At 34.8% G+C, this 24,524-nt stretch carries 19 protein-coding genes and 1 pseudogene; 14 read left to right on the top strand and 6 right to left on the bottom strand.

Annotated elements, in window-relative coordinates; genetic code table 11:
• Window positions 1-69: 69 nt before the first annotated feature.
• The 5 genes from ACLMCG_RS22130 to ACLMCG_RS22110 all read right to left on the bottom strand — a co-directional run bounded on the left by ACLMCG_RS22130 (window position 70) and on the right by ACLMCG_RS22110 (window position 5,047).
• Entirely contained in the window at window positions 70-1,341 is a 1,272-nt protein-coding gene (locus ACLMCG_RS22130; protein WP_413961292.1) for an FISUMP domain-containing protein, read from the bottom strand.
• A gap of 319 nt (window positions 1,342-1,660) precedes the next feature.
• Complete coding sequence (locus tag ACLMCG_RS22125) at window positions 1,661-2,038, bottom strand: GntR family transcriptional regulator (RefSeq protein WP_413961291.1); 378 nt, start codon at window positions 2,036-2,038, stop codon at window positions 1,661-1,663.
• Window positions 2,039-2,040: 2 nt separating this feature from the next.
• Entirely contained in the window at window positions 2,041-2,766 is a 726-nt protein-coding gene (locus tag ACLMCG_RS22120) for a hypothetical protein (protein ID WP_413961290.1), read from the bottom strand.
• Between the two features lie 8 nt (window positions 2,767-2,774).
• Window positions 2,775-3,605, bottom strand: coding sequence for an ATP-binding cassette domain-containing protein (locus ACLMCG_RS22115; protein WP_413961289.1), 831 nt, complete (start codon window positions 3,603-3,605; stop codon window positions 2,775-2,777).
• 266 nt (window positions 3,606-3,871) lie between these two features.
• The gene (locus ACLMCG_RS22110; RefSeq protein ID WP_413961288.1) at window positions 3,872-5,047 is read right to left on the bottom strand and encodes an NUMOD4 domain-containing protein; all 1,176 of its coding nucleotides are present in this window, start codon (window positions 5,045-5,047) and stop codon (window positions 3,872-3,874) included.
• A gap of 533 nt (window positions 5,048-5,580) precedes the next feature.
• Here ACLMCG_RS22110 and ACLMCG_RS22105 point away from each other — a divergent pair.
• The 10 genes from ACLMCG_RS22105 (at window position 5,581) to ACLMCG_RS22060 (ending at window position 17,955) form a co-directional block, all read left to right on the top strand.
• Window positions 5,581-5,862: a helix-turn-helix domain-containing protein gene (locus tag ACLMCG_RS22105; RefSeq protein ID WP_413961287.1), complete on the top strand. Its 282-nt coding sequence runs from the start codon at window positions 5,581-5,583 to the stop codon at window positions 5,860-5,862.
• A gap of 103 nt (window positions 5,863-5,965) precedes the next feature.
• On the top strand, window positions 5,966-7,426 hold the full coding sequence (locus tag ACLMCG_RS22100) for a DUF3945 domain-containing protein (protein ID WP_413961286.1): 1,461 nt from the start codon (window positions 5,966-5,968) through the stop codon (window positions 7,424-7,426).
• A gap of 22 nt (window positions 7,427-7,448) precedes the next feature.
• Window positions 7,449-9,554 (top strand): DNA topoisomerase 3, encoded by a 2,106-nt coding sequence (locus tag ACLMCG_RS22095; protein ID WP_413961285.1) that lies wholly within the window; start codon window positions 7,449-7,451, stop codon window positions 9,552-9,554.
• A gap of 319 nt (window positions 9,555-9,873) precedes the next feature.
• Entirely contained in the window at window positions 9,874-10,959 is a 1,086-nt protein-coding gene (locus tag ACLMCG_RS22090; protein WP_413961284.1) for a DUF3667 domain-containing protein, read from the top strand.
• 149 nt (window positions 10,960-11,108) lie between these two features.
• Window positions 11,109-11,483 (top strand): hypothetical protein, encoded by a 375-nt coding sequence (locus ACLMCG_RS22085; RefSeq protein WP_413961283.1) that lies wholly within the window; start codon window positions 11,109-11,111, stop codon window positions 11,481-11,483.
• Between the two features lie 338 nt (window positions 11,484-11,821).
• Window positions 11,822-13,672 carry an HsdM family class I SAM-dependent methyltransferase gene (locus ACLMCG_RS22080; RefSeq protein WP_413961282.1) on the top strand — a complete coding sequence of 617 codons (1,851 nt, stop codon included), beginning with the start codon at window positions 11,822-11,824 and terminating at the stop codon, window positions 13,670-13,672.
• Window positions 13,669-14,739, top strand: a complete 1,071-nt coding sequence (locus ACLMCG_RS22075) for a BsuBI/PstI family type II restriction endonuclease (protein WP_413961281.1) — start codon at window positions 13,669-13,671, stop codon at window positions 14,737-14,739. The genes ACLMCG_RS22080 and ACLMCG_RS22075 overlap by 4 nt, the downstream gene beginning before the upstream one ends.
• Window positions 14,740-15,655: 916 nt before the next feature.
• Window positions 15,656-16,030: a GntR family transcriptional regulator gene (locus ACLMCG_RS22070; protein ID WP_413961280.1), complete on the top strand. Its 375-nt coding sequence runs from the start codon at window positions 15,656-15,658 to the stop codon at window positions 16,028-16,030.
• Window positions 16,031-16,046: 16 nt separating this feature from the next.
• On the top strand, window positions 16,047-17,153 hold the full coding sequence (locus ACLMCG_RS22065; RefSeq protein ID WP_413961279.1) for a peroxiredoxin family protein: 1,107 nt from the start codon (window positions 16,047-16,049) through the stop codon (window positions 17,151-17,153).
• A gap of 448 nt (window positions 17,154-17,601) precedes the next feature.
• Window positions 17,602-17,955: a YegP family protein gene (locus tag ACLMCG_RS22060; RefSeq protein ID WP_413961278.1), complete on the top strand. Its 354-nt coding sequence runs from the start codon at window positions 17,602-17,604 to the stop codon at window positions 17,953-17,955.
• Between the two features lie 51 nt (window positions 17,956-18,006).
• Here ACLMCG_RS22060 and ACLMCG_RS22055 read toward each other — a convergent pair whose 3' ends face one another.
• Window positions 18,007-19,554, bottom strand: a complete 1,548-nt coding sequence (locus ACLMCG_RS22055; RefSeq protein WP_413961277.1) for a S10 family peptidase — start codon at window positions 19,552-19,554, stop codon at window positions 18,007-18,009.
• Between the two features lie 425 nt (window positions 19,555-19,979).
• Here ACLMCG_RS22055 and ACLMCG_RS22050 point away from each other — a divergent pair.
• The 4 genes and pseudogenes from ACLMCG_RS22050 (at window position 19,980) to ACLMCG_RS22035 (ending at window position 24,277) form a co-directional block, all read left to right on the top strand.
• Window positions 19,980-20,998, top strand: a pseudogene (locus ACLMCG_RS22050) (HsdM family class I SAM-dependent methyltransferase).
• Entirely contained in the window at window positions 20,995-21,801 is an 807-nt protein-coding gene (locus ACLMCG_RS22045) for a hypothetical protein (RefSeq protein ID WP_413961276.1), read from the top strand. Before ACLMCG_RS22050 ends, ACLMCG_RS22045 begins: the two are co-directional and overlap by 4 nt.
• A 1,309-nt stretch (window positions 21,802-23,110) precedes the next feature.
• Entirely contained in the window at window positions 23,111-23,767 is a 657-nt protein-coding gene (locus tag ACLMCG_RS22040; RefSeq protein WP_413961275.1) for a DUF937 domain-containing protein, read from the top strand.
• Between the two features lie 249 nt (window positions 23,768-24,016).
• A complete protein-coding gene (locus ACLMCG_RS22035) occupies window positions 24,017-24,277 on the top strand; it encodes a Tn3 family transposase (RefSeq protein WP_413961274.1) in 261 nt (86 codons plus the stop codon).
• Window positions 24,278-24,524: the final 247 nt, after the last annotated feature.

The following is a 24,524-nucleotide window of genomic DNA, read 5'->3' as shown; positions in this document are numbered from 1 at the left end:
GTCTTTAATAAAATTTTAAATAGACAAATAAATTCCGCTTAATAGACTAATGAATTAAATTAATAGAATCTATTCTGAAACACATCGCACTGAAAATCCGTTCGCACGAGTGTAGTTGCCGGCGGACTCTACCGTACTGCTAGTGAAGTTGAGGCCGTAGGCTTTTGTACTATTCTCTGTACTGCTCCAATAGTAGCCGTTGTAGGCACGGCCGCCCAGGGCTCCCGTAGTATCGTTGCGGCCGCCTGCAGCAGGAAAGACCAGGGTGCTTCCATTATTGACAAACTTTTTACCCGCAGTGAAGTTTGTAGGACTACCGGGAGAAGCAACAAACGTTCCTATATTCGTAGGATTAGGACTGTTAGTGATAAATGATACCCATTCATTTCGGGTAGGAACACGGAAGCCTGCAGGACAAGGATCATTGGCAGTCTTTACAGGAACAGCCTCGGTACCGGAATTCCAAGCTTTATTAGCAGCTGCAGCTGTGCTCCATCCGGAGATGGCAGTAGACACATAAGCCGTAGCCACAGGATTCAGTTTACCCCACTGATAATAATTTCCCGTAATCGCCTGATTAAGGGAATTAGGATCCAGAAAAGTCTCCGCTCCTAAGTTATGGGTCATCATCTGGCGGATTTGGCCGTTAATAATCACAGGAACTACATCAGGAGAAGATCCTGCCGCTGCCACAGTACGAGTGAAACCGCAGGTCTCCCCGGCTATACTGATAGTGAACACCGCAGTACCGGCTGCAGAAGGAGTCCCTGTAATATTGAAGGTGAATGTACCACTGCCATTATTCAATGTACCGGAAGGAAGTGTGGCCGTAAGACCGGTAACTCCGGTAGAAGGCACACTTACAGGAGAGTAAATACCGCCGTTACCTCCGTTATAAGGAATCGAGGTATTGATACCTGCCGCAGGTTCTCCTGCTTCCAGAACTCCAATATCAGTGGAAGCTGAACACAACATCTGGGTTACCGCAGCTGTATTCGTACCACTGGATACCATTTTTACCCAGCGGTTACTACCTGCGTTGAAATAATAAAACCCTGCATCATCCATTCCTTCAACCTGGCCGGTACGGTTAGCTGGGTCAGGCGCAGCGGTCACATAAGCCAATGTAGCATCCTGATCTGCGCCATATACCCCTGCAGCTTCAGCGGCATGAAGAGCATTACCTGTTACCCGGGGAAGAATGAAACCTTCCGCGGCACTTCCGTCTGATGTTTTACTGGTAACATCTAATGTCGATTTGGGAGTCAAGCTATTGATCCCTACTTGTCCATAGGACAAAGCACCAATGAAAACCATTGGTAATAAATACATTTTTCTCATTTGATAAATATTTTAAAATTATTCTTTTTTGATATAATTTCGGTACCGTTTTTTTCCTTCGGTTAGAGCACTAATTTTCTACTATACCATATTTATAAGGATATTTTTTAAAATACTGTGAATTAATGTCGTTTTATCATTATTATATTGTAGTTTTTTTACTAATATAATAGGGTGGGAATTTATTTTATTGACCTGAAAATCAACTATAATCAGATCCTGTCGGTGTTTGTACCAGTCGGTATAACGAGTCTAACCGAACTTCTAATGACTCTTAAGTCAGTGATTTTGATATCAGAGAATTTATATAAACTTACAATTATAATTCCTTATTATAATTTTCACTGAACGTGTTAAAATCATCTTCCAGAGCTTGTATATCAAGATCGAGCAGATATAATTGCCTGAAAAAATGAGGAAGTTCTTTTTTTATAAAATCTTCCTTTTTATATTCAAGCACCAGCTCGTATCCATTTTTAGTTATAGAGAAGCCAATACCACGTTGATTCATAATTATTCTTTTTTGCTCTAGAAATTCATAAGTGCGTACAATGGTATTGGGATTTACAATAAGCTGAGTGGCAAAGTCCCTTATAGAAGGAATACGCTGCTCAGGAAGCCATTGTTTTAAAAGAATATTTTCACAAATAATATCTGCGATCTGAAGGTATATGGGTATTTGATCTCTGAATTGCATTTTTACAAGCTATAGGTTTTTAATTTTCGATACGCTATAAGCCAGAGACTAATGGTGAAAAATCCATAAATATATAGATAATACGTATCTGTTTTCGCCTGCAAATTTAATAAAGCTACTCCAAAATAGAATAATGTAACGACTAATAAAGTTGTGATATATTTAAATTTACTTAAGATAATAGATCCTAATGTAAAAACTGAATGAAAAAAGAATGCATAGGTAATACTTTCCATGCCGGTCATTACCTTAATATTATGCCATGTATCAAATTTTTTAACCGCCAGATATTCAGCAGAGACATGATGCATGGCAATAGGATAAAAGATATTCCAAAGGAAATATAACCCTATAAAAGCACTGACAAAAAATACAATCCAAAATAAAATTGCAGTTATGATAAACTTAGCCATAAACTTTTCCCCATTGGTATTGGGTAGCAGCAGAATATAAGAAGTCTTGTTTGTATCAGTTCCTATTTCTGTAAAACTTCCGCAAGCTAAAAAACTTATAAAACCGAACATTTGAAGAAAAAATGCTAGCTTAATGGCACTGGGATTGGTGAAAATATCTTTTTTTAGCGATGTTATGAGCCAAAGGGCTGCCAAGCCGTACAGAATCCAAAAGGCAAGCATAGCCAGGATAATAAACATGTATTTCTTGCGATTGGCCTGCCAGTCAATAGCTAATAATTTTTTAAAACGGGAGAGTGAAAAATTTTCTTTCATAATATGTTTTATTTGAATAATGAAGTTATTTTATGTTGCTGCTTAAGCAAAGCATGGTACAACAACTCAATATTGAGATTGGTTTCCTTATGTTTAATATTTGGGGTAATGGTCATAAATCCCTGATAGGTCTGTTCACTATATAAGGCTTGCTTTGCTTCTATGGGATCTTTCACAATATCAAAGGCTAATTTCTGTAGGATATCGCTGGTATTCTGATGAAAAATAACTTCCTGTTGTCCCAGAACCGTAATGCCGTCTGCCAGTATATCCATATCTGATACATCATGGGTGCCGATAATTACTGTTTTATCATCATTGGCTGTTTCTGTAAGAATCTTTCTAAATTCTCTTTTACTCTTAATATCAAGCCCGTTGATCGGTTCATCCAGTAAAATGATTCTAGCGTTAGTAGCAAAGGCAAAAGCCAGGAAAAGTTTTTTTCTCTGTCCAAAACTCAGTTCAGAAATATGAGCTTCTTTTTTCACTTCAAACATGAACAGGTATTGATAAAAAGTATCCATCTTAAAGAGTGGATATAAAGAACCATATAAAGCAGCAAATTTAGTAATAAGCATATCCGGACAATACATTCCGTCAGAAACAAAACAAAGGTCTTGAAGGAGCTTGATATTCCGCTTGAAAGCAGGATGATTATTAACTTCTAAACTTCCTGTCTTTGGACGATGCAAACCCGCAATACTACGCAGCAGGGTCGATTTTCCGAATCCATTCGGCCCAAGCAAATAATATATTTTACCCGGCTCATACTGAAGATTAACATCATTCAATACTTTTTTTTGCGAATAAGCAAAGGATAAATTTTTAAATGTAATCATGTGTCTTTGTGTACTGGTTTGGTAGTACACTGCAAATTTATATAATTACTTTTCAGTCAGCCTAATTTTTTCCAATGATTCTTCTGTAGTTTTTTCACTACATTCTAGTGTATGATTGATTTTTAGTGATTTATAATGTGATATCTATTGTTCTCTGTGATATCTTGCAATGTGTATATCTATGTCAATCACTGAATTGAACGCGCAGTAAGGTGCAAGGTATTAAAGTACAATACCTATTCATTTTTTGCCGACAGATTTCTTTATCATTTTCCTTTAAGTAAAGAAATTCTGGTTTTTAATTTAAGTTTCGAGATATCGAAATCCCAGATAGGTTGGTTTTCATTAATTATGATCAGTGTTTTATTGTTCATATCAAATTCTTCCACAAAAGAATAATAAAGCAGTCGGGAGATCACTAACAGGGTTTTCCGGCTTTTACGATTTACCACAATATAAAATAAAGGGTTATAACGACCGGACCTTTTTTCCACATTAATGGACATGATCTTTTCCTGCCAAAAGCTTTTATTTTTGGAGGTTGTCCAACTGCTGAGGCGTTTTACCCTTCCTTTATTAGAAATAGCATATCCATCTTCAAGTCCGGGTATCGGTTTCCAATGCTCCCCGGGAAGATCATTCAGGGAAAGGTTCATGCATGCAGGTGGATTGTTTTTATCAATTGAAGGTTTGCCTAGCTTTTCCCACAGAGATTTGTTGAGTAACGTACTTTGATCATCTGGTTTATTTTCCGTAGTCAATTGAAAATCTTTTTTGTTAAGAGCCTGATCTTTAAAGAACCACCGGAATCCTCCTGCAGTTAGCTGATTTTTGTTCAATGCATGGAAGATATTTCTGCCACCAATGCCAAGGGTATTGCTTGCTGTACGAATGTTTTCAAATGTAGCGATCAGCTCACCTTCAACGGTATATTGATTGATAGTCCTCTGATAATCGTTTCTGCTGTTTTTTACTCTATCTGATTTAACCCTTTTAAGGCGTTCGTCGCTAATGGAGAGTTTCTCTAAATTTTTAGCATGCAGATGGAATCTGTTACCATCTTTACATGAAATAAGAAAAGAATCCGCTTCTCTAGGATCAAGCTTTTCAATAAAATGTTGATAGACCAAACGAGGTACAGACTTTCGGAATCTTTTTCCTTCTGAGGATAACAAACAGGTGATATTGTAAAAGTTTTCATTTAGATATTTATTGAAAAATTTCATGAATTGTAATCTCATAATATGATCCGGTGTTTTACGCTTTCTTCCGTCCAATGAGGTAATCCAGCGCTCTAAACTTTTAACACGGCCATAATTGGAGACTGCATAATTTTCAAAACTTTCAATCGGTTTCCACTCTTCATCCGGAAGGTTTTGAAGAGCAGTATTATAAAGGACATCTTTTACATATTGGTTTTCGAATTCAGGAGGAAGCTTCATGAACAAAAAGTTTTATGGATACATAATTTTGGTATGGTAATGTATCAAAACAAACGTACAGAACCAAATTAATGAGAGATGTAAAACATAATATAGGTAATTTTTTAATCAGATAACATATATTCTGTTACAGGTTATCAGATTATCTTTTCTTTTTTGAGAATGATGGCTAAGTGAAAAAGTGTTTTGGCTTGATATTGCTTACGGATAATGCTTAACCTCTTTTCAATCAAGCTTTCACTGATTTTAAGAGAATTACGGGAGCTTAATTGTTCTTTTATCTCAGTCACTTTATAACCCTTAGATAAATATTTAATGATCAGTAAATCTCTTTTTTCCTTTTTAATGAAGATAACTATTTTTTTATCAGTGACGGCTCTATTCAAGATGCACAAAACGTTATGGCAAACAAGCATGAGGATCTTATTTTAGAATCTAAAGACAATAAATCTTTTCGGTACTACGAATCAGTAGTGATTTTATATGGTTTCTATTGGTCAACTTTACCTCACTAACCATCAAAAAATTATCCTATGAATATTGAAAGAACAGAATTTATTGCCTGGATGGAAAGAATCATGGAGCGGTTTGACCTTCTCAAAGAGCAAATGATTAAGAATCAATCCCAGTTTTTAGAAATTGACGGTGAACAGCTTTTGGATAACCAGGATGTTTTACAGCTTTTAAAAATAAGTTCAAGGTCACTGCAGCGTTACCGTACCGGTAAAAAGTTACCTTATTATACCATCAGCGGTAAGCTGTATTATAAACTATCGGATGTACACCAGCTGATCAGGAAAAGCTTAAGCTCCTGATAAAAGTAGACAGAGACAGTCAAAGCCAAAACTGCCCATGCAATTCCACTTAAAAAATCTCTTGTCTTAAGAATATACCTTCATCACAATAATTAAAAATGTGATGAAAGATGAAACTATAAAACCTCAGGAATCCCCAACTATTAAGCTGGCAGCGGAAACTTTACTGGTTCTGAACACCCATACCAATGAAGTTGAAATGGTCAAGGGAATTGATAAGGATGGAAATTTACAAAAGTTTTCACCCCAAGATAAAAATGATGATAGTCAGTTGATCAGGATAGATAAACAGGGTGATATCTTCTCCAATTTCTTTTCCAACTTTTACCGGCAGCTTAAAAATCCCAGTGATTTCAGTTTTTTTATAATTTCAGAATACGATGCAGTGAACACTGCAAAAGATCTTCAACAGTATATTTATCAGGCAAGTCCTGAAGAAAAGAAAATGCTTAAGGAATATGAACTTGTACCTAAGAACATCAATAATCCAAAAAATAAGAATACAATGGACAACAACACAGAAACACAGGAATACCGTTTTCAGCCGGAACAGATCGACTGGAAAACGATGGAGAAATTCGGGCTTAATCAACAGAAGCTTGAAAAAATGGATGCAATGGACACTCTGCTGAGAGGCTTTAAAACCAATACACTTATTCCCATTACCATTAATCTGGGAACAGCAGTCAGTAAGATGGATGTCAGGTTATCTCTTCAGGCCGGAGATACCGGAGAAGTTGCTATTCACCTTCATGGTATACGCAGGGAGCCGAACCTCAATATGAAATTCTTAGGCCATGAATTCAGTGAAGAAGATAAAAAGAACCTTAGAGAAACCGGTAATATGGGAAGAGTAGTAGATTTGATCAATCCTAAGACCGATGAAATTATCCCTTCGGTGATCAGCAGGGACCGGCTCACCAATGAGCTGGTGGCCTACAGGGCAGAGTACATGAAAATCCCTGATGAGATCAAGGGAATACCACTGGATGAACATCAAAAACAATTGCTGTTAGAAGGTAAGCCGCTTTATCTGGAAGGTATGATTTCCAAAAAAGGAGAGGCCTTTGATGCTACCGTACAGTTCAATGCAGATAAACGCTATGTCGAATTTCTGTTCAACAACAACCAGCGTCAGAGTCAAAGTCAAACCCAGCAAGAAGAGGCCACCCAACAGATTCAGAACAAAGATGCTGAAGCACCGAAAGTTTTCAGAGGAAAAGAGCTGGACGACTCACAATACGAAAAGTTCAAAGCAGGGCAAACGGTGTATGTTGATGGACTTGTAGACGGAAAAGGCAAGGAATACCAGGGGTATATTACCTTCAATACAGAAACTTCCAGAACAGAATTCTCCTTCACCCATCCTAATAAACTGAGAGATAAGGCACAGCCTGCAGAAAATCATAAAACCCAACAAGCGGTCAATTCCGATGGTAAGACCAATGAAGCTACTAAAAACATCAAAAAGCCGCTTGAATCCAAACAACAAGAACCAGCCAATAAGCAGCAGGAGAAGAGTCAACAAAGGAAACCAACTAAATCCAGAGGAAATAAAATCTAAATTAACCATCAACCCAAAAAAGATGAAAGCAATTATTGCAGAAAAACCCAGTGTAGCGAGAGAGATTGCCCAGCTGCTACAAGTCTACGATAACACAGACGGTTATCTGGCTGGTAATGGGTATTGTGTTACCTGGGCATTAGGACATTTGGTATCACTGGGAATGCCGGAAGATTATGGGATAAGAGGCTTTGATAAAGCCTCTTTGCCTATCTTTCCCCATCCATTTATACTGACTCCCAGAAAAACAAAACAAGCCAATATCCGTCAGCTCGACCCATCTGCGCTGAAACAGCTAAAAATAATAAAGCATGTTATCGGCCAATGCAGCAGTATCATTGTGGCTACCGATGCAGGAAGAGAAGGAGAGTTGATCTTCCGGTACATTTACGAGTACCTGACCTGCAGCAAACCCTTTGAAAGACTCTGGATCAGTTCGCTGACCGAAAAAGCAATACGAGAAGGCTTTGAACATCTGCAGCCAGGTTCAGCTTTCGATGGTTTATATGCCGCGGCCAAAGCACGGAGCGAGGCTGACTGGCTGGTTGGAATCAATGCCACTCAGGCATTATCCATAGCAGCTCATCAGGAAGTTTATTCTTTGGGAAGGGTTCAAACTCCCACACTGGCACTGATCTGTAAAAGATTCTTAGAACATCAGAATTTCAAAAAGAAACAATACTGGCAGATCCGATTAAAGCACCGAAAAGAATATTTGGATTTTACCAGTCTGTCTACAGAACAATGGGAAGACAAAAAGCAGGCGGAACAAATCGTAAAATCCATAGAGCGGGAGGGGGGAATAGCTACGGTCGAAGATGTATCTATCAAAACAATGCAAGAGCAATCTCCATTGCTCTTTGACCTTACCGGACTTCAAAAAGAAGCCAACAGAAAACTCGGGCTTTCAGCGGATGAGGTTTTACAGACCGCCCAGAGTCTTTATGAAAAAAAATTCATTACCTATCCGAGAACCGGCAGCAACTATATACCTGAAGACCTCTGGACAGAGATTCCGGAACTGGTAAGAATTCTCAATATGACCGAACCATTCAAGCAAGCTGTTTCAAACTTAAAATTCGGCAACTTCAACAAACGCATCGTAAACAACCTTAAGGTGACCGACCATCACGGACTATTGATCACCACAAAAATACCTTCCGCACTCAGCGCAGCAGAAAGATCAGTCTATAATATGATTGCCTACCGGTTACTTGAATCACTATCAGAACCATGTTTAAAGCAGATCAGTAATATTACCATCAAAGTACATCATTATGAATTCCATATCAAAGGAACTACAATACTAAGCAAAGGCTGGCGCTCTATTAAAGGCATTCTCTCGGATAACAGCAACCCAAACAGTAAGAACAGTGAAAACATCAACAATATTGAAGAGCCTCTTATGGTGCTTCCTGAATTTAAGATCGGTGATGAATTCAAAATTTCAGAAACAATACTACAGGAAAAAACGACTCAGCCTCCCAAGCTCTACACAGAAGCAGATTTGTTATCAGCTATGGAAGATGCCGGCAGATTTACAGAAAGCAAAGATGAGCAGAAAGCACTTGCCAACATTGGGATAGGCACCCCTGCAACAAGAGCATCTATCATTGAAACTTTACTCAGCAGAAACTATATCATTAGAAAAAACAAAACACTGCAACCCACAGAGAAAGGACTTCAGGTTTATCAGCTTGTAAAAGACAAAAAAATAGCCAACGTACAAATGACAGCAGAATGGGAAATGGCACTGGATAAAATTGAAAGAGGCGAACTCTGTGTAAACCAATTCATGGATGATATCCAAAACTATACAGCAGAAATTACGGGCGAACTCCTATCATTATCAATTCCCCAGAAAAACATCCCTGAACTCAAATGTCCCAAATGCCGGCAGCAGAACCTAATCATCAAAGATAAAATTGTCAAATGCCCTGATGAACAATGCTCATGGATACTATTCAGAAGCATATGCGGCATACAGCTCAGCATACAGGAAATTACTTCTTTAGTATCCACAGGAAGAACCTCACTTATTCAAAATATGAAAAGCAAAAACGGTAAGAAGTTCAATGCCTTTATTGTTCTAAAAGATGATTTCAATACGTCATTTATATTTCAGTAAGCTAAAGAGACTGTCTCCTACGTTTGACAGTACAAACATCGTAGACAGCCTCTTTTGATAATTCTTCTAATCATTTCAAATTAATCGTAATTATTTTATGGGAATTGAGATATAAAACTACAATATTATGTTAACCACTTTAATAAATTTTATATAGGTTTACAAAAACAAACTATAGAAGAGGGGAAGTCTTCAGCATTTCTATTTATAGCTTAACAATTAAGACTCAGGATTACGAGATGAAAAACCAGCAGCTTATTAAATATTATGACCTCATTTCATTGGATATTCATGTTTGTTTTAATTATACGTATAAATCATGGAACACGGAAAACTAAGAGACGATAAAACCTGCCTGAACTGCGGACACCAAGTTGAAGAAAGGTTTTGTCCTCACTGCGGACAAGAAAATATTGACAACAGACAATCCTTTCATTTCCTCTTTACTCATTTCATTAAGGATTTCACGCATTATGACGGACACTTCTGGAAAACTATACACTATCTGTTCACCCGCCCCGGAACACTGACCAAAGAATATCTGGCAGGTAAAAGACAGTTATATGTAGCACCTGTAAAATTATATATTTTTATAAGTTTCATTACATTCTTCCTTCCTAATATCCTACCACACGCTAAGGAGGAGGCAAAAAATTCCGGTCATCATTTACAAATAAAAGTAGATCAGAAAGAACTCTCAATACATATTCTGCCGGATTTACAAAAAAAAGAGGTTCAGCCTCATAAAGATGCAGCTACCACTCAAAAAGCGCTGGACACCTTAAAGAAAAAAGTGATTGAAGAAAAAAGTGATTTTTTTGACCGTACACCCGATACCAAAGAAACATCTGTTATGGATGCTTACTCCATAAAACAGTATGATTCTATTCTCGCCAAGGATAAAACAGGAATTTATACATTAATGAGACCCGTTTCAAAAAAAGTATTTGAATTAATGGAAGAGGGGGTCACTAAACATCAGATATGGAAAAAATATAAAGAAAACCTTATTCATACAGTTCCCAAAGCACTTTTCATATACCTTCCTATATTCGGATTCTTTTTATGGCTGTTCCATAACAAGAAAAAATGGTGGTACTTTGATCATGGAATTTTTACCCTTCACTATTTTTCGTTCCTTTTACTGGATGTATTGATCCTTATTATAGGAGAAAAAATCACTAGTTTTTTACCAGACAACAATTCTCTTACCTTATTGTATGTTTTATTATGCTTAGCACTAGCGATCTATATGATGGTGTATTTATTTATTGCACACCACAAGGTATATGAAACAAAAAAAAGAATAAGTATACTGAAAAGTTCCTTATTATTTATTGTAAACTCTATTGGATTGATTCTGATGTTTCTGGTACTAATATATTTAAGCTTTATTACGCTTTGAAGCTTGCAAATAGATAATAATTTGACCTTCTTCTGATTATACCTAAACATGGGAAGATTACATATCATATAGCGCCAAAGATGGTCGCAAAGTACCCCAGCTCTATATTTAAGTTAACATGTAATATCTTGTTCAAAATTTTGGAAATTATGAAACAGCAGAATACAGGCAATCATGATATCAACAATAAAGAAATAATTATTGATGATAAAGATAAGAAACCGCTGATCGAGGTAAATTTTCAAGGAAATATTTTTTCAAATTTCATTGATAATTTCAGAAAGCAGTTTAGTAACGCAAAGGGATTAAAAAATCTATTTTCAAGAATTAAGAAAACAACAGAAAAAACAACAACAGGTCCAAAAGATATTATTGGTCCCACTAAAACTGATTTTAATTTGAATGAGTTAAAAACTTTAGATAAGAACGCAAAGCAAGTAGAAAAGAAGAATAAAATTGGTCTATCTTTTTCTGAGAGGAAAAATAAGTCGCAAAAGAAGAATACAAAATTTCGTCTTTCATAAATCTTTGAAGAATATTCCAAAGTTTTCTCATTTACAGCATTTCTTATAGGTTCCATTTTTCTTTTCAGAAAATTTATTCTGAAAAGAAATGCCTTACCGTAGAGGGTATTTAATAAATCCAATTGTTTTTTTACTGGTGTTCATAATATGAAATTTAAAAATTAATCTCTTATGAAGCGCTCCTTAAGTTAGAACCTAAAAAGCATTGAAAGAAAATATGAATTATTATAAATTTAATGCGACTAGATTTGTCGCATATAAGAAATAGCTTTGTCAATGAGAATTGTGATAAAAGTTTCTTGTATAAAAATTACAGTTTAATTATATTTGAAAATATTATGAACACGACATTAGGCCATAAGAGAATTGCGGTAAAATCGACAATAACAAAAGAGATTTTAGCTGTTTTGAATAGTGAAGACAAAGATCCACTTAAAACTTTGTCGAGTGGTAGAATTATGGCTAAAGCTTGGGCAAAACAACTTGAAAATGAGGTAAGGTTATGCAATGTACAATACTTTATGCAGCGTGTTATCAATTCTTATTGGAATTTAACTATAAAGTCCTTTCCTATACAACTTAGTCAAATTGAGTTCGTTTCTGTTGAATTTGATGATAGTATTGAGGCTGTTGCCAATGTAATTGGCAAAGCAGCAGCTGAGTTAGATGTAATTAAAGCTTCCTATGAGTTAGGGAACTTATATACCAGTATCCTTCCAGAAAAGTTAAGGTCAGATAACGGAGTATTTTACACCCCACCAGCACTTACAGATAGACTATTGAATGCTGTTGAAAACGCTGGAGTAGATTGGGCATCTTCATCTGTTGCTGATCCGGCATGTGGAGGAGGAGCTTTTTTAGCACCGATAGCTCTGCGCATAATTTCCGCAATTCATTATCTTTCACCTGAAGACCAGTTAAAACATCTTGAACAGAATTTAAAAGGGTATGAGATCGATCCTTTTTCTGCTTGGTTGACTGAAGTATTTTTGCAAATTGCGGTGAAAGATATTATGAGTTTAGCAGGTCGACGTATCAATTCTATGGTTACAATCTGTGATACAATATCTTTTTTTTCCAATAAAGCAAATCAAAAAAAATTTGATGTTATCATTGGCAATCCTCCTTATGGAAAATTGACTTTAACTAAAGAAGTTAGAGAAGAATTCGAAGAAAGTCTTTTTGGTCATGCCAATCTATATGGGCTATTTACTCATTTGGCAATTAATTTGGTTAAACCTGATGGAATTGTCGGATATCTTACACCTACTAGTTTTCTTTCTGGTGAATATTTTAAAAAATTGAGAATGTTCATTCGAAAAGAAACAAATCCTTTAACAATTGACTTTGTTGCTGGTAGAAAAGGAGTATTTGAAGATGTACTTCAAGAAACTCTATTGGCAGTCTATAAAAAGAAAAATAAATTATCCATTGAAAGTCCAGCAGTTGAGATTAATGAGATTGCGACTTTACCTAATGGTAAACTAAAAATTTCTTTAGCGGGTAAATATCAATTATCTATCGACACGAGCTCTCCTTGGATATTACCAAGAGATAATGAGCATGCTAAAATTGTAGCATCAATGTCAAATATGAAAGATAGCCTTAGTACTTATGGATATAAAATAAGTACTGGTCAGCTGGTTTGGAATAGACATAAGGAGCAATTGTCAGATAAAAAAAATAAAAACTCATTTCCTATAATTTGGGCGGAAGCTGTTTCCAAATGCGGTAATTTTCAGTTGAAAGCAGAGAAAAAAAATCATACAAAATGGTTTAACTTTAAAGAAGATGATAACTTCTTGCTGACCACAAAATCATGTGTTTTGCTTCAGCGAACCACTTCAAAAGAGCAGGAAAAGCGATTAATTACAACAGTACTTCCTGATGAATTATTTAAAGAATATGAAGCTGTTCTTATTGAAAATCATTTGAATATGATTATTCCAATATCTTCTGAACCTCTGGTCAATCTTAAAACCTTATCAACTTTCTTAAATAGCAAAGTGGTAAATGATGCATTCCGGACAATCAGTGGGAGTGTTGCGGTATCTGCATATGAACTTGAATCATTACCATTACCTGAGCCATCAAAATTAAAACGTTTACAAACATTAATTAACAAAAACGCAAGTCCTGATCTTATTGAGAAGGAATGTACAAAAATTTACACGAAAACTAATCCATGAGTCAACTGCCTCCTTACGTTACGAGAGAATTAGTCCATGAGCGTCTTCCGATGATATTTCCTGAAGGTACTCCCAACAGAACCTATCTTATTCGAGAGATGGCAGCCAGTACAATTTTTGTAATGTTATACATTGGTGCAGTTGGTGGTAAAGAGATCTATATCGGACCTGTTCACGTTTACAGAATGACTATGGAGCAATCAGCTCTTTCTGATGATTTAAGCCGTGAAGAATATGGTAAAAATGCACAGTTGAAAGGTTTTCAGCCTGAGGGTAAGAGATGGTATGCTGATAATACCAGAGAGCCAATCAGAGACGAAACGTTAAGGGAAGGTTTGATTCCGGTAGGAGCAGTAGTAACTAAAACAGGACTTCCTACAACCTCCAGCCGACCTCGTTATGCACTTCAGAATGATTTTGCAAAGCTATTCGATCCATCAATTACTGAAGAAGAATTAGAAACGGCAGTTAAGTCTTGGCAGCAGATGAATTTATCTGCCAGTGCAAGAGCAAGGCTATCACTGGCAGGTCGTACAGGAAACCTAACTGATGGAAGAGTTTTAGTAACATTTCCAAATGGTGAGGCAAGAAATTTAAGTGCTGGTCCAAGTTCGATTATATCAAAAGCTGTTGTAGAAGTTTTTGCTGCTAATTTTTTAAAAGAGCCGGCGGTTTTATGGCTCAGTACAAGCGATGCTAAAGTAACATTTGTAGATGATGCCATTGCCAAAACAATTGGGCTAGAAATACAAGCAGATAAAAATTTGCCAGATCTTATCTTAGCAGATTTAGGTTCGCCAGACCCATTTTTGATATTTGTTGAAGTTGTAGCATCTGACGGACCTATTTCTGAAAGAAGAAAAAATGCTCTATATGAGCTAAGTGATAAGGCCGGATTTGATCGCAAGCATATAGCATTTGTAACTGCTTATAAAGATAGACAGGTACCACCATTTCGTAAAACAGTTCCTGAATTAGCATGGGGTAGTTTTGCTTGGTTTATGTCTGAGCCTGATAACCTGATTTACCTAAGTGATAATGATAAAAAACTTGTAGATTTCCTATAGAGTGTAGAATCCTTCAAAATTGACCATCCTAATCCTGCGAAAATGATGTCTCGTCCTGAATTTACCTTACAAGATTTAACATTAATTCTATTTTTACTTTACAGTATTGTTTAGTTATTTGTAAATTCATTATACATACAATAGTAATAATTGATGTTTTTTTCCGACTATTTTGCCGTTGGATTTCTTTTAACATAATAAATCATTTTTCTGCAAATTATTCCTGAAAATGATCCGTTCTGTTAAACTGGAATTTAACAGCTCCTTTTGACTTTTATAGTCCTAATTGTAAAATATCTATCGTTACAGAGCCATTAAGGAAGTAAAAATTATGCTTCTGAAGTATTAATGTTTGAAATGAGATGCAGTACAAAAGATTTGATGATATTGTTCATAACGTTGTGAATTGGATCAAGAAATGGAGAGATACTTCAGAGAATTAAGCAAAAGCTAACTTAAAAAAAATGACATTTAGTCATATGATTTACTTAAATATTATCTGAAAAATTACACCATCCAAATTACTAATAGACTATAATTATAATGATTCTGTCGTAGCGTATGACTGAAAAGTAGATGTTTGGCACTAGTTATTAAGATTTTAGCTGTTTTGCTATATTTCGATTTTCTTAATAAAGAATCAACTGTGATTATTTGTAATTGGCTTGACATCAGATGATTATATTTCGTAAAACATTGTAAATAGTGTTAAGTTTTTCATAAAATTCATAAAAAACTTATTATTATAAAAAAAGATAATATACATTTGTAGTGTACTAATAATCTAGCACACTAAAACATGATTATAATAAAAAAAATATTTTCTCCTGTTAGGCACCTGATGATTCCGGAAAGTGATTATAACCCTTCTTGTCTGGACGCTCACTTACTATAAATTAAAAAATGTACATTATAAATGCAGTTTAGAGATCAAATTCCCATATACCTTCAGATCGCAGATATTGTATGTGAAAAAATACTTTTGAATCAATGGCTGCCGGGACAACGTATTCCTTCTATAAGGGACTTTGCTGCTCAGCTTATTGTGAATCCCAATACCATTGTGCGTACCTATGAATTTCTTGAACAAAAAGGTGTTATCATTAACCAAAGAGGTGTAGGTTTCTCCATTACCCAGGATGGGTATAACAGGGTATTGGCTTATAAAAAAGAAAATTTTGTAGAAAATGATCTTCCACATTTTTTCAAGCAGATGTGTCTTTTCAACCTTAATTTAAAGGATTTGGAAAAAAGTTTTAAAATATTTATTAACGAAAATTACAAACAATAAAATAAAAAAACAAAAGATGAAAAAAATAATAATTTTAATGGTAGGGATGTGTATACTGCCATTGTATCTCTTTGGACAAAATAATCAAAACTTTACCATTCAGGGAAACAGTATCAATCATGCAGGTACTATGGTATATCTGCAGGAAAGCAGTCTTGAAAAAAAAATAAATCGTATTGCTGATAGCTGTATCATTAATAAAGACGGGAGTTTTATATTAAAAACATCCAAAACCGGTGAGCATCTTTTTTCATTACAGTTATCGGAAAAGCCTCATCCGAAAACTCTTATTTATCTGATTAACGATACAAATCTTGTAACTGTTCAATTAAACGAGGTAAATTCAAATGAAAGTACAATTACGGGCTCGCCGGCCAGTAAGGAACTGCAGGAATACATAGTTAAGCAAAATGTTTATTATTCGGAATTAAAGGCATTATCTGATGTAAAAGATGATTCTGAAAAGTTAAATGCGGAAAGACAGAAGGTATTTTCAAAACTCAGTATGCTTTTTACCTCTGCCCTCAGCCAAGCGTCTAATGCAACTGTGGCTGTATATATTCTTTTAAGTAATCCGGAATTGCAGGATAAAGAGGCTCTGGCGTATGCTAATCAGGTGCTTAAGAAATTCCCTGCATCGAGAGAGCTAAAAGCATATGTCAATAATATAGAAACAACGCTCGAAAATGACTCACAAAAAAAAGATTTGGTTGGTCAAGAGGCTCCTTATTTTTCGCTGCCTGATACCCATGGTCAAAAAGCTGTATTACAGTCCATTAAAAGCAAATATACTTTAGTAGATTTCTGGGCGAGCTGGTGTTTACCTTGCAGAATAGAAAATAAAAATCAGAAGCTATTGTATGATGAATATAAGGACAGGGGATTTACCATAATTGGTGTTTCTATGGATACGGACAATCAAAAATGGCTTAACGCTGTGAAACATGATGATCTGCCTTGGACCCAGCTTCATGAATCCAAAGCCTTTTCATCTGATCTGGCGAAATCTTATCACCTCACAAGTCTGCCTTCCAATGTACTCATTGACCAGAATGGAACGGTCATTGCGGTGGATATCTTTAGAGACGAGCTTAAAAACAAATTGAATGAACTTATACGATAATCAATATTAATTAATGTAGAGAAAAAACGATATTGATATAATGATAATATGACTGTAAATCAGAGGTTTGTTTACTAACGAGATGTTAAATTTGTATTATGATTTATTTGTGGCTATTTAATTAAAGGTTAATGACAGTGAATTGAAAATGTAGATTAAAGATTACTCCGAAGAGAATTGGAGATAAATTGCTAACCGGCTAAGATATTTGAGCATGAGGTATAAATAGCTGAAGATAAAGTTAGGTTTTCCTGAACATTTTTAATAAACTATCATAAAATTATTAGAACTCCGTGCGGCAGAGAAGTTTGCCGCACTTTTTACTAAAGTAACCACCTCCTAACCATAATAAGTGAATGGTAATGGATATCCGATAAGGAATTCCAGTTGTACCAAAACCGCATGCAGATCTTCTAAAATCAATAAACACAATAAAAATATTAAAATTATGGCAAAATTTATTATTACCCGAAGGGTCAACAAAGAATACCAGTTCAATCTTAAAGCGGTTAATGGGGAGATTATCCTGACCAGTGAAGGGTATCTGCAAAAATCCTCTTGCCGTAAGGGAATAGAGTCGGTTAAGATTCATTCTAAAGTTGACAAGATGTATGACCGGAGAATAGCATCCAATGGCAAAAACTATTTTTGTTTAAAGTCTTTCAATGGGAAGGTGATTGGCCAAAGTCAGCTGTACAGTTCCTCGTCTTCTATGGAACACGGAATCCATTCCGTAAAAATCAGTGCAGCGGAAGCTAAAGTTATTGATGATTCTATTGATGATAAAAAAGAGCAAAGATGAGCCAATTTGATAAATTACACTTGCTTATGTGCATGAGTAAATAAGCAAAACCTACTTTACCTCTACAATTAAATCTCTTATATCATTTGAAAATTCCTTTCCTGTTTTCCCAATATATAACATATGTCCCGATTCATAGGACTTAAACTTAATTCTTTTTTGGTCAACAGACGAAGAATGTATTACATTAAAAGCTGAAGAGCCGGGAGTGACTAAATCATAGTATCCGGAGGCAATAAGTATTTTCATATATTTATTTACAGACATAGCATCGCTTAAGTCATCAGCGAATCTGTATTTTTCCGAAATATTATTTCTTTTATAGTCCCAATTAAAGGAAAGATTTTTCCAGGTGATAACTTGATATGGATCTTCAATATGAATTAATAAATCATTTTTGAGATACTGATTAAAGCTTCCTATAAAAACCGGAGTGTATTGTGACATAGCAGGGTCATTGGCGACAGGGTCCTTTACGTGGTGTTGTATAGAGCTCAGGGTATATCTGCTGTCATACAATCCTACCTGTATATCAGGGATTATGCTTGATGTAAACCTTTCTTTTGTTATATAAAACTCGTCTTTGAAGAATAATTTGTCCAGTCCTGTAAAATAGGTGAGTTTACTTATTATATATGCTTTTTTCTTAGGTGAAATACTCCTTTTATTTAAAACTACTTTAAGTATTTCTTTATATTCAGTATCGGCGAATTCCTTGGCTTCCGTATAAAAAGAATTTAAAGTTAAATTTTTACCTGCTTTTTGGTGGTACCATGCTGTAGCAGCTAAACTGGGTAATTCACCTACAAATCTTTCGACTTGGGTTTCAACATTCTGAACTGATTTAATATAGCCAATGTCAGTACCTAACATTACCATTCCGTTTATGGTAATTCCTCTTAATTTTCCCGAATAGAGCGGTCCGCCTGTTAAAGTCTTGGCAAGAAGTGTTATCCTGGCGCTCCCGTAGCTTTCACCTATAAGATATTTCGGAGCATTCCATCGGTTATGTTTGATTAACCAACGTTCTATAAATTGGGCCAGACTTTCAGCATCCTGCTCAACGCCGTAAAAATCTGTTGGTTTGCCAGCTCCCAATATCCTGCTATAACCTGTACCAACAGGATCAACAAAGACAAGGTCTGTACAATCGAGTATGCTATCCGGATTTTCCTGATATTCGAATGGAGGTATATTTTTAGGATTAACATCACTATTCATGACCACCTTTTTGGGGCCGAGGCCCATATGTAGCCATAGAGAAGAAGAACCGGGACCTCCATTAAATAGAAATGTTACAGGTCTGTTTTTATCACCTTCTTTCTTAATATAAGAGAAGCTGTATATGGCTCCGATAATTTGGTTATCATCATTTTTGATTGGGATATCTTCTGATGTAACGGTATAATTAATACAGTTACCATTTATTTTGATATTTCCCACTGAGGTAGCCCTTCGCTCAGTTAGCGGATGCTTATCAATGTCAGTACATAATGATTGTGCACATATACCTTCATAAGATAAGAGCATGATTATCATAACAGGTTTTAAATTCCTTACTTTCATCTTAAAATTAAAATGTATTTTAGTCATATTCATATGAAGCTCTTAATTTAGCTTACTGCGGATCAATATTATTTTTTGTTTTTTTTAACAGTAAAGTCAGCCAATAGAGCTTGCTTCTCCTCAATATCTTTGAATATCCATAAAATTATTGAGTTCTTTTTTCAAGAATCATGATTAGGATCATTGTTATGATGACTCTGCTGTATATTATAGGAAGTCAAAAGCCTTTTTCAGATAGGAGCAAATATAGACTTCCCAAAAAAAGGGAACATATTACAGAATAGAAAAAAGGAATCATCTCCATCACAACAAAGGAGCATTTCAGAATTGCTTGCAATTCAATGGAGGGCATTAGATGAGCGATGTTATCAACTATATGGATTGACAGAAACAGAAAAAATATTTTTTAATGAAAAAGGTAGAAACATTGACAGAATTCAAATTTTAAATTGACAAAAATGCAGAAGGAATTTAAAAATATTATTAATAAGTTCAGAGAAGATGAAACCTCTCTAAACAAGATTATTGTTTCTGCTTTTATTAAAGCAAATGCAATAAAAGTCAGAAACAATATTTTAATCAAATCACTAATAATTTCAGATAACTCAAATCTAAGCCAATATACTCAATTAACTTTTGATGACTTAATAGAAGCATTTGAATTAGCTGTTCCCACAAAGGAGCAAGTCATTAATGGAGCCGTTTACACCCCCAACTTCATAAAAACATTTATAGTAGAAAATTCATTTTCAAAACTTGAAACACCATATCAAGATGCTTTAATTGCGGATATTTCTTGTGGATGTGGAGCATTTTTATATACTGTTTCTAATAAGTTAAAAGCTGAAACTAATAAAACTTATACTCAAATATTCAATGATAATATATTTGGCTTAGATATCAGTGAAAGTAGTATCCAACGAGCCGAAATCCTTCTATCTTTGTTGGCATTGGCTAATAATGAAGACCAAAAGAAATTTAAATTTAATCTGCATTGTGCCAATGCCCTTTCATTTGACTGGCTTAAAAACGAGTCAAAAATTAAAGAAAATAATGGATTTGATGTAATTGTAGGCAACCCGCCGTATGTGAGAGCAAAAAATATAGATAAAGCTCTAAAATACTTTTATCAGATTGGAATGTTACTAAGTCAGGGAATCCGGATTTATATATTCCTTTTTTTGAGATTGGGTTGAGGTATTTAAATGAAAATGGTATCTTAGGGTACATAACTGTAAATTCTTTCTACAAAAGTATTAACGCAAGGCAATTAAGAAATTACTTTCAAGAAAATCAATACGATTTGAGTATTATCGATTTTGGACATGAAAAATTGTTTGGTCAAAAATCTGCATACACCTGTATTTGCTTAATTTCTAAGAAAAAATCTGCATTTATTTCATTTAAAAAAGAGAGTAGTTCCACTTTGATTAAAAACAGACTTATATCTTTCAATAAGATTATTATAAGGATTTGAACTTCCATGATGGTTGGCTTCTTAATGAAAGGAAAATTATTGAAAATATTAAAAGAATCGAGAATGCTGGAAATCCTTTGGGAGAAAAATACAAGATAAAGAATGGCATAGCTACCCTTAGTAACGATACCTATATTTTTAGACCTATTTCTGAAACAGAGAAATACTTTATTCTCCACCAAGATGGTAAAGAATATCCAATTGAAAAAGATATTTGTAGAGATATAATTAAGCCAAATATTCTTAAACACGAGCATGAAATTGAATCTTTAAAAGAAAAACTGATTTATCCTTACGTAAATGGAATTAATACACTTTCGCTGATTAAAGAGAAATATTTAAAATCAAATTTTCCCAAAGCATATAAATATCTGTTAGCCAATAAGGAGACATTATTATCAAGAGATAATGGTAATGGGGATTATGAAACTTGGTATGCCTTTGGCCGAACGCAAGCATTATCTGATAAAGGATATAAACTGCTATTTCCATATATGGCAAAAGATCCGCATTTCGTTTTTACTGATCAAAAAGAAATGCTGATTTATTGTGGATACGCAATTTTTGATGAATCACCCCAAGAACTTAAAATTTTAAAGAGGATTTTAGAGTCAAAAGTTTTTGAATATTATATGGCAAATACCAGTAAACCATATTCAGCAGGCTTCTTATCTTATGCTAAAAACTATGTTAAGAACTTTGGTATTTGTGAGTTGAACGAACAAGACAAATATTTTTTATCAAATGCAACTAAGGAGGAAATTGATGAGTTTTTAATAAATAAATATCAAATAGTAATTTGATGTCTTTATAGAAAGTATTTATTCGCCCTTTAATAGTTTTCTACAAATTAGAGAATAAATTTATATAGTTGTAGTAGAATTATAAATAATAGAAGAACAATAAAACTAACTCATAGGTTTATTTACATTACTTTAATAATCTATACTAGATAATCCGGAGTATATCCGGTCAAAAATCCGGGATAGAATACAGGATTTAGTTGTATAAATTCTATGTCATTCTGTCAGATATGCACCTCAAAAGGATAAAAAAGGAGCAACTGAGCTTTTGTACTGTATTTATTGTAGTGATAAAACCATATCTCTTTAGATGTAATACTACGCTTTGTTTATAAGGTATTCAGTGAAATGTAGTTATATTTGTGTATGATCTTTTAATAAATCATTTACATTGATAATTTGAAAACTGTACAATTTATAATCTTATAAATTTAAAATACGTAACCCATGAAAAAATGTATTTATTGCCGACTTACCTCATTGGTACATTGCTTTTGCGCAAGTCGCTATGAATAGTGTGACACCTGAAACTACTCTCGATGTAACCGGTAAAGCAACTAACGGAGTGCTCCCGAAGACGATTTTATTCCAAGAAAGAATAATAGGAAAATGCCACACAGAACTTATATCGTAAGAAGGACAAAAAATACATTCAAGAAAAAGGTATTCAGTTTTAAAATGATGTTAAGTCTTAAGTCAAGACAATACTGGTCAAAAGGATTTATTGATGATGTGTGATACTAGGAACTCATATATAGGTCTTATAAAACATTGTAATGCTTTTAGATTTTTAGTGAGTGATTATCAAAATTCATTACCAATATGGATTCTACAATGACAATTTGGATAAAGATAGATTATTTGCACAAAAATTTAATTAATTTTTTCATTAAAGCAAAGTTAAAATAGATTTTATGACTTTAAATCTGTTCCGATGCCGAGCTAATAGCTCAGGCATCAGCATCCTCAAATACAGGGATTATTAAATAAAAAAGGATAGAGGGATAAATGTTACAGTGGAGTTAAATAAAGTAATGTGACTACACTAATACAGGATCAAACTGTAACAGATCAACTGTTCCAAGCCACACTAACAAATTATACAATGACGACCGCAACCACATTTGAAAGGCACTAATGCTGAAGAAATATTGACAGGTCCCAGATTGGTAAATATTACATCAATAAAACGAAATAAAACTGATATATAAAGATAGTGATAGAAGCTAAGATACTCCTAAAAAATAGCAGGCCTTTTTAAGCCTCTTTTTTAATAATTTCAAATTACTAATACCTAAATAAACATACAATGAGTTTAATTGATTTACTTACAGGAAACACAGGCAATCAGGTAGCTGAGCAAGCTGGAAATAAATTCGGGATCAGCAAAAACCAGGTGATCGCCTTATTAGCGGTAGCAACTCCTCTTATTATTTCTCATCTTAGAAATAAATCCAAGGATACTAAAGAAGCAGAAGCTTTAAATAACGCTTTAGACAAAGACCATACCGGAAGTATCTTAAATGATGCATCCCAGGCTGAAGCAAGACAGGCTGAAGGTGGATCTATTCTTGATCATATCTTCGGCGGACAAAGAAGTGATGTTGAAAGTCAACTGTCACAAAACACAGGAATTTCAGCAGATAAGATAGGCCCTGCCCTTGGAATGCTTGCTCCTGTAGTCATGGGGTACATCGGTCAGCAAAAACAGCAAAATAATGTAGGAGCAAGTGGTCTGGGAGATTTGTTAGGAGGAATCCTTGGAAATGCATCAAATCAGGCTCAGGATCAAGAATCTCATCCTATCAATGATATTCTCAGAAGTGTTATGGGCAGTGGCGCCCAATCCTCGGGAAATCCATTAACTGATATACTGGGAAGTGTACTGGGTGGAGGAAGTGGAAACGGTCAGCAAAGCGGTAGTGGTTTAGGCGGCTTTCTGGGTAATATATTTGGAGGCAAATAACTTATTTATTCAATATATTGATAATAAACTCTTAACTTAATTGCTAAGAGTTTTTTAGTGAGTTCGGTTAATTGTACTCATTATAATACTGTACTGAAATTACCTTACATCATTAAACAATAATTCTGTTTTTACTTTACATTAACAGCTTCTCCTATTATAAGAAAATTGGATGTTATTCTAAAACAAAACGGAGTTGCACGGCTACAAGAAAACGTGGCAGAATAGAAGAACATTGTTCATGCTCGAATGGTATGTGGAGCCCACTGTACAAAGAAGGTTATTGTAGGATTAAAAAAGGAGAACCAGGAACGGAGCAGTATATTTAACCGTCTTGGAGAGGTAAGAGATAGAAGCTTTGAAAGTCAGCGACACATTGCCGGGGGTCTCAATCTGGTTACAGCCGCCATTATTTTGAGGAATACAGTTTATATTGAAAAAGTAGTGCAGCACCTGAAAGAGCAAGGAAAGAAATTAATCAGGAATTACTCCGGTATTTTTCACCTTTAGGTTGGGAACATATCTATTTAACCGGAGATTATGTCTGGAATAATAAAGTAATGTCAAAACCGGGACAGTTAAGACCTTTAAAAATAAATAATTTATAATAGATTTTTATCCTTAACCCGGTTTTTCTGACCCTATTTATCATCTATTTCATTTCATGAGTGAAAAAAACTACACTTGTCTAGTGATAATACTAGTGTGTTTAGCTAAATTATTACATTTTGAAATATTAGATTTGCCAGAGTTGGAA

The sequence above is a fragment of the Chryseobacterium sp. S90 genome, from assembly GCF_047444895.1.
In the GTDB taxonomy this organism is placed as follows: Bacteria; Bacteroidota; Bacteroidia; order Flavobacteriales; family Weeksellaceae; genus Chryseobacterium.
The sequence above is the reverse complement of the archived record's forward strand: the minus strand, read 5'-3'. Positions and strand labels throughout refer to the sequence as shown.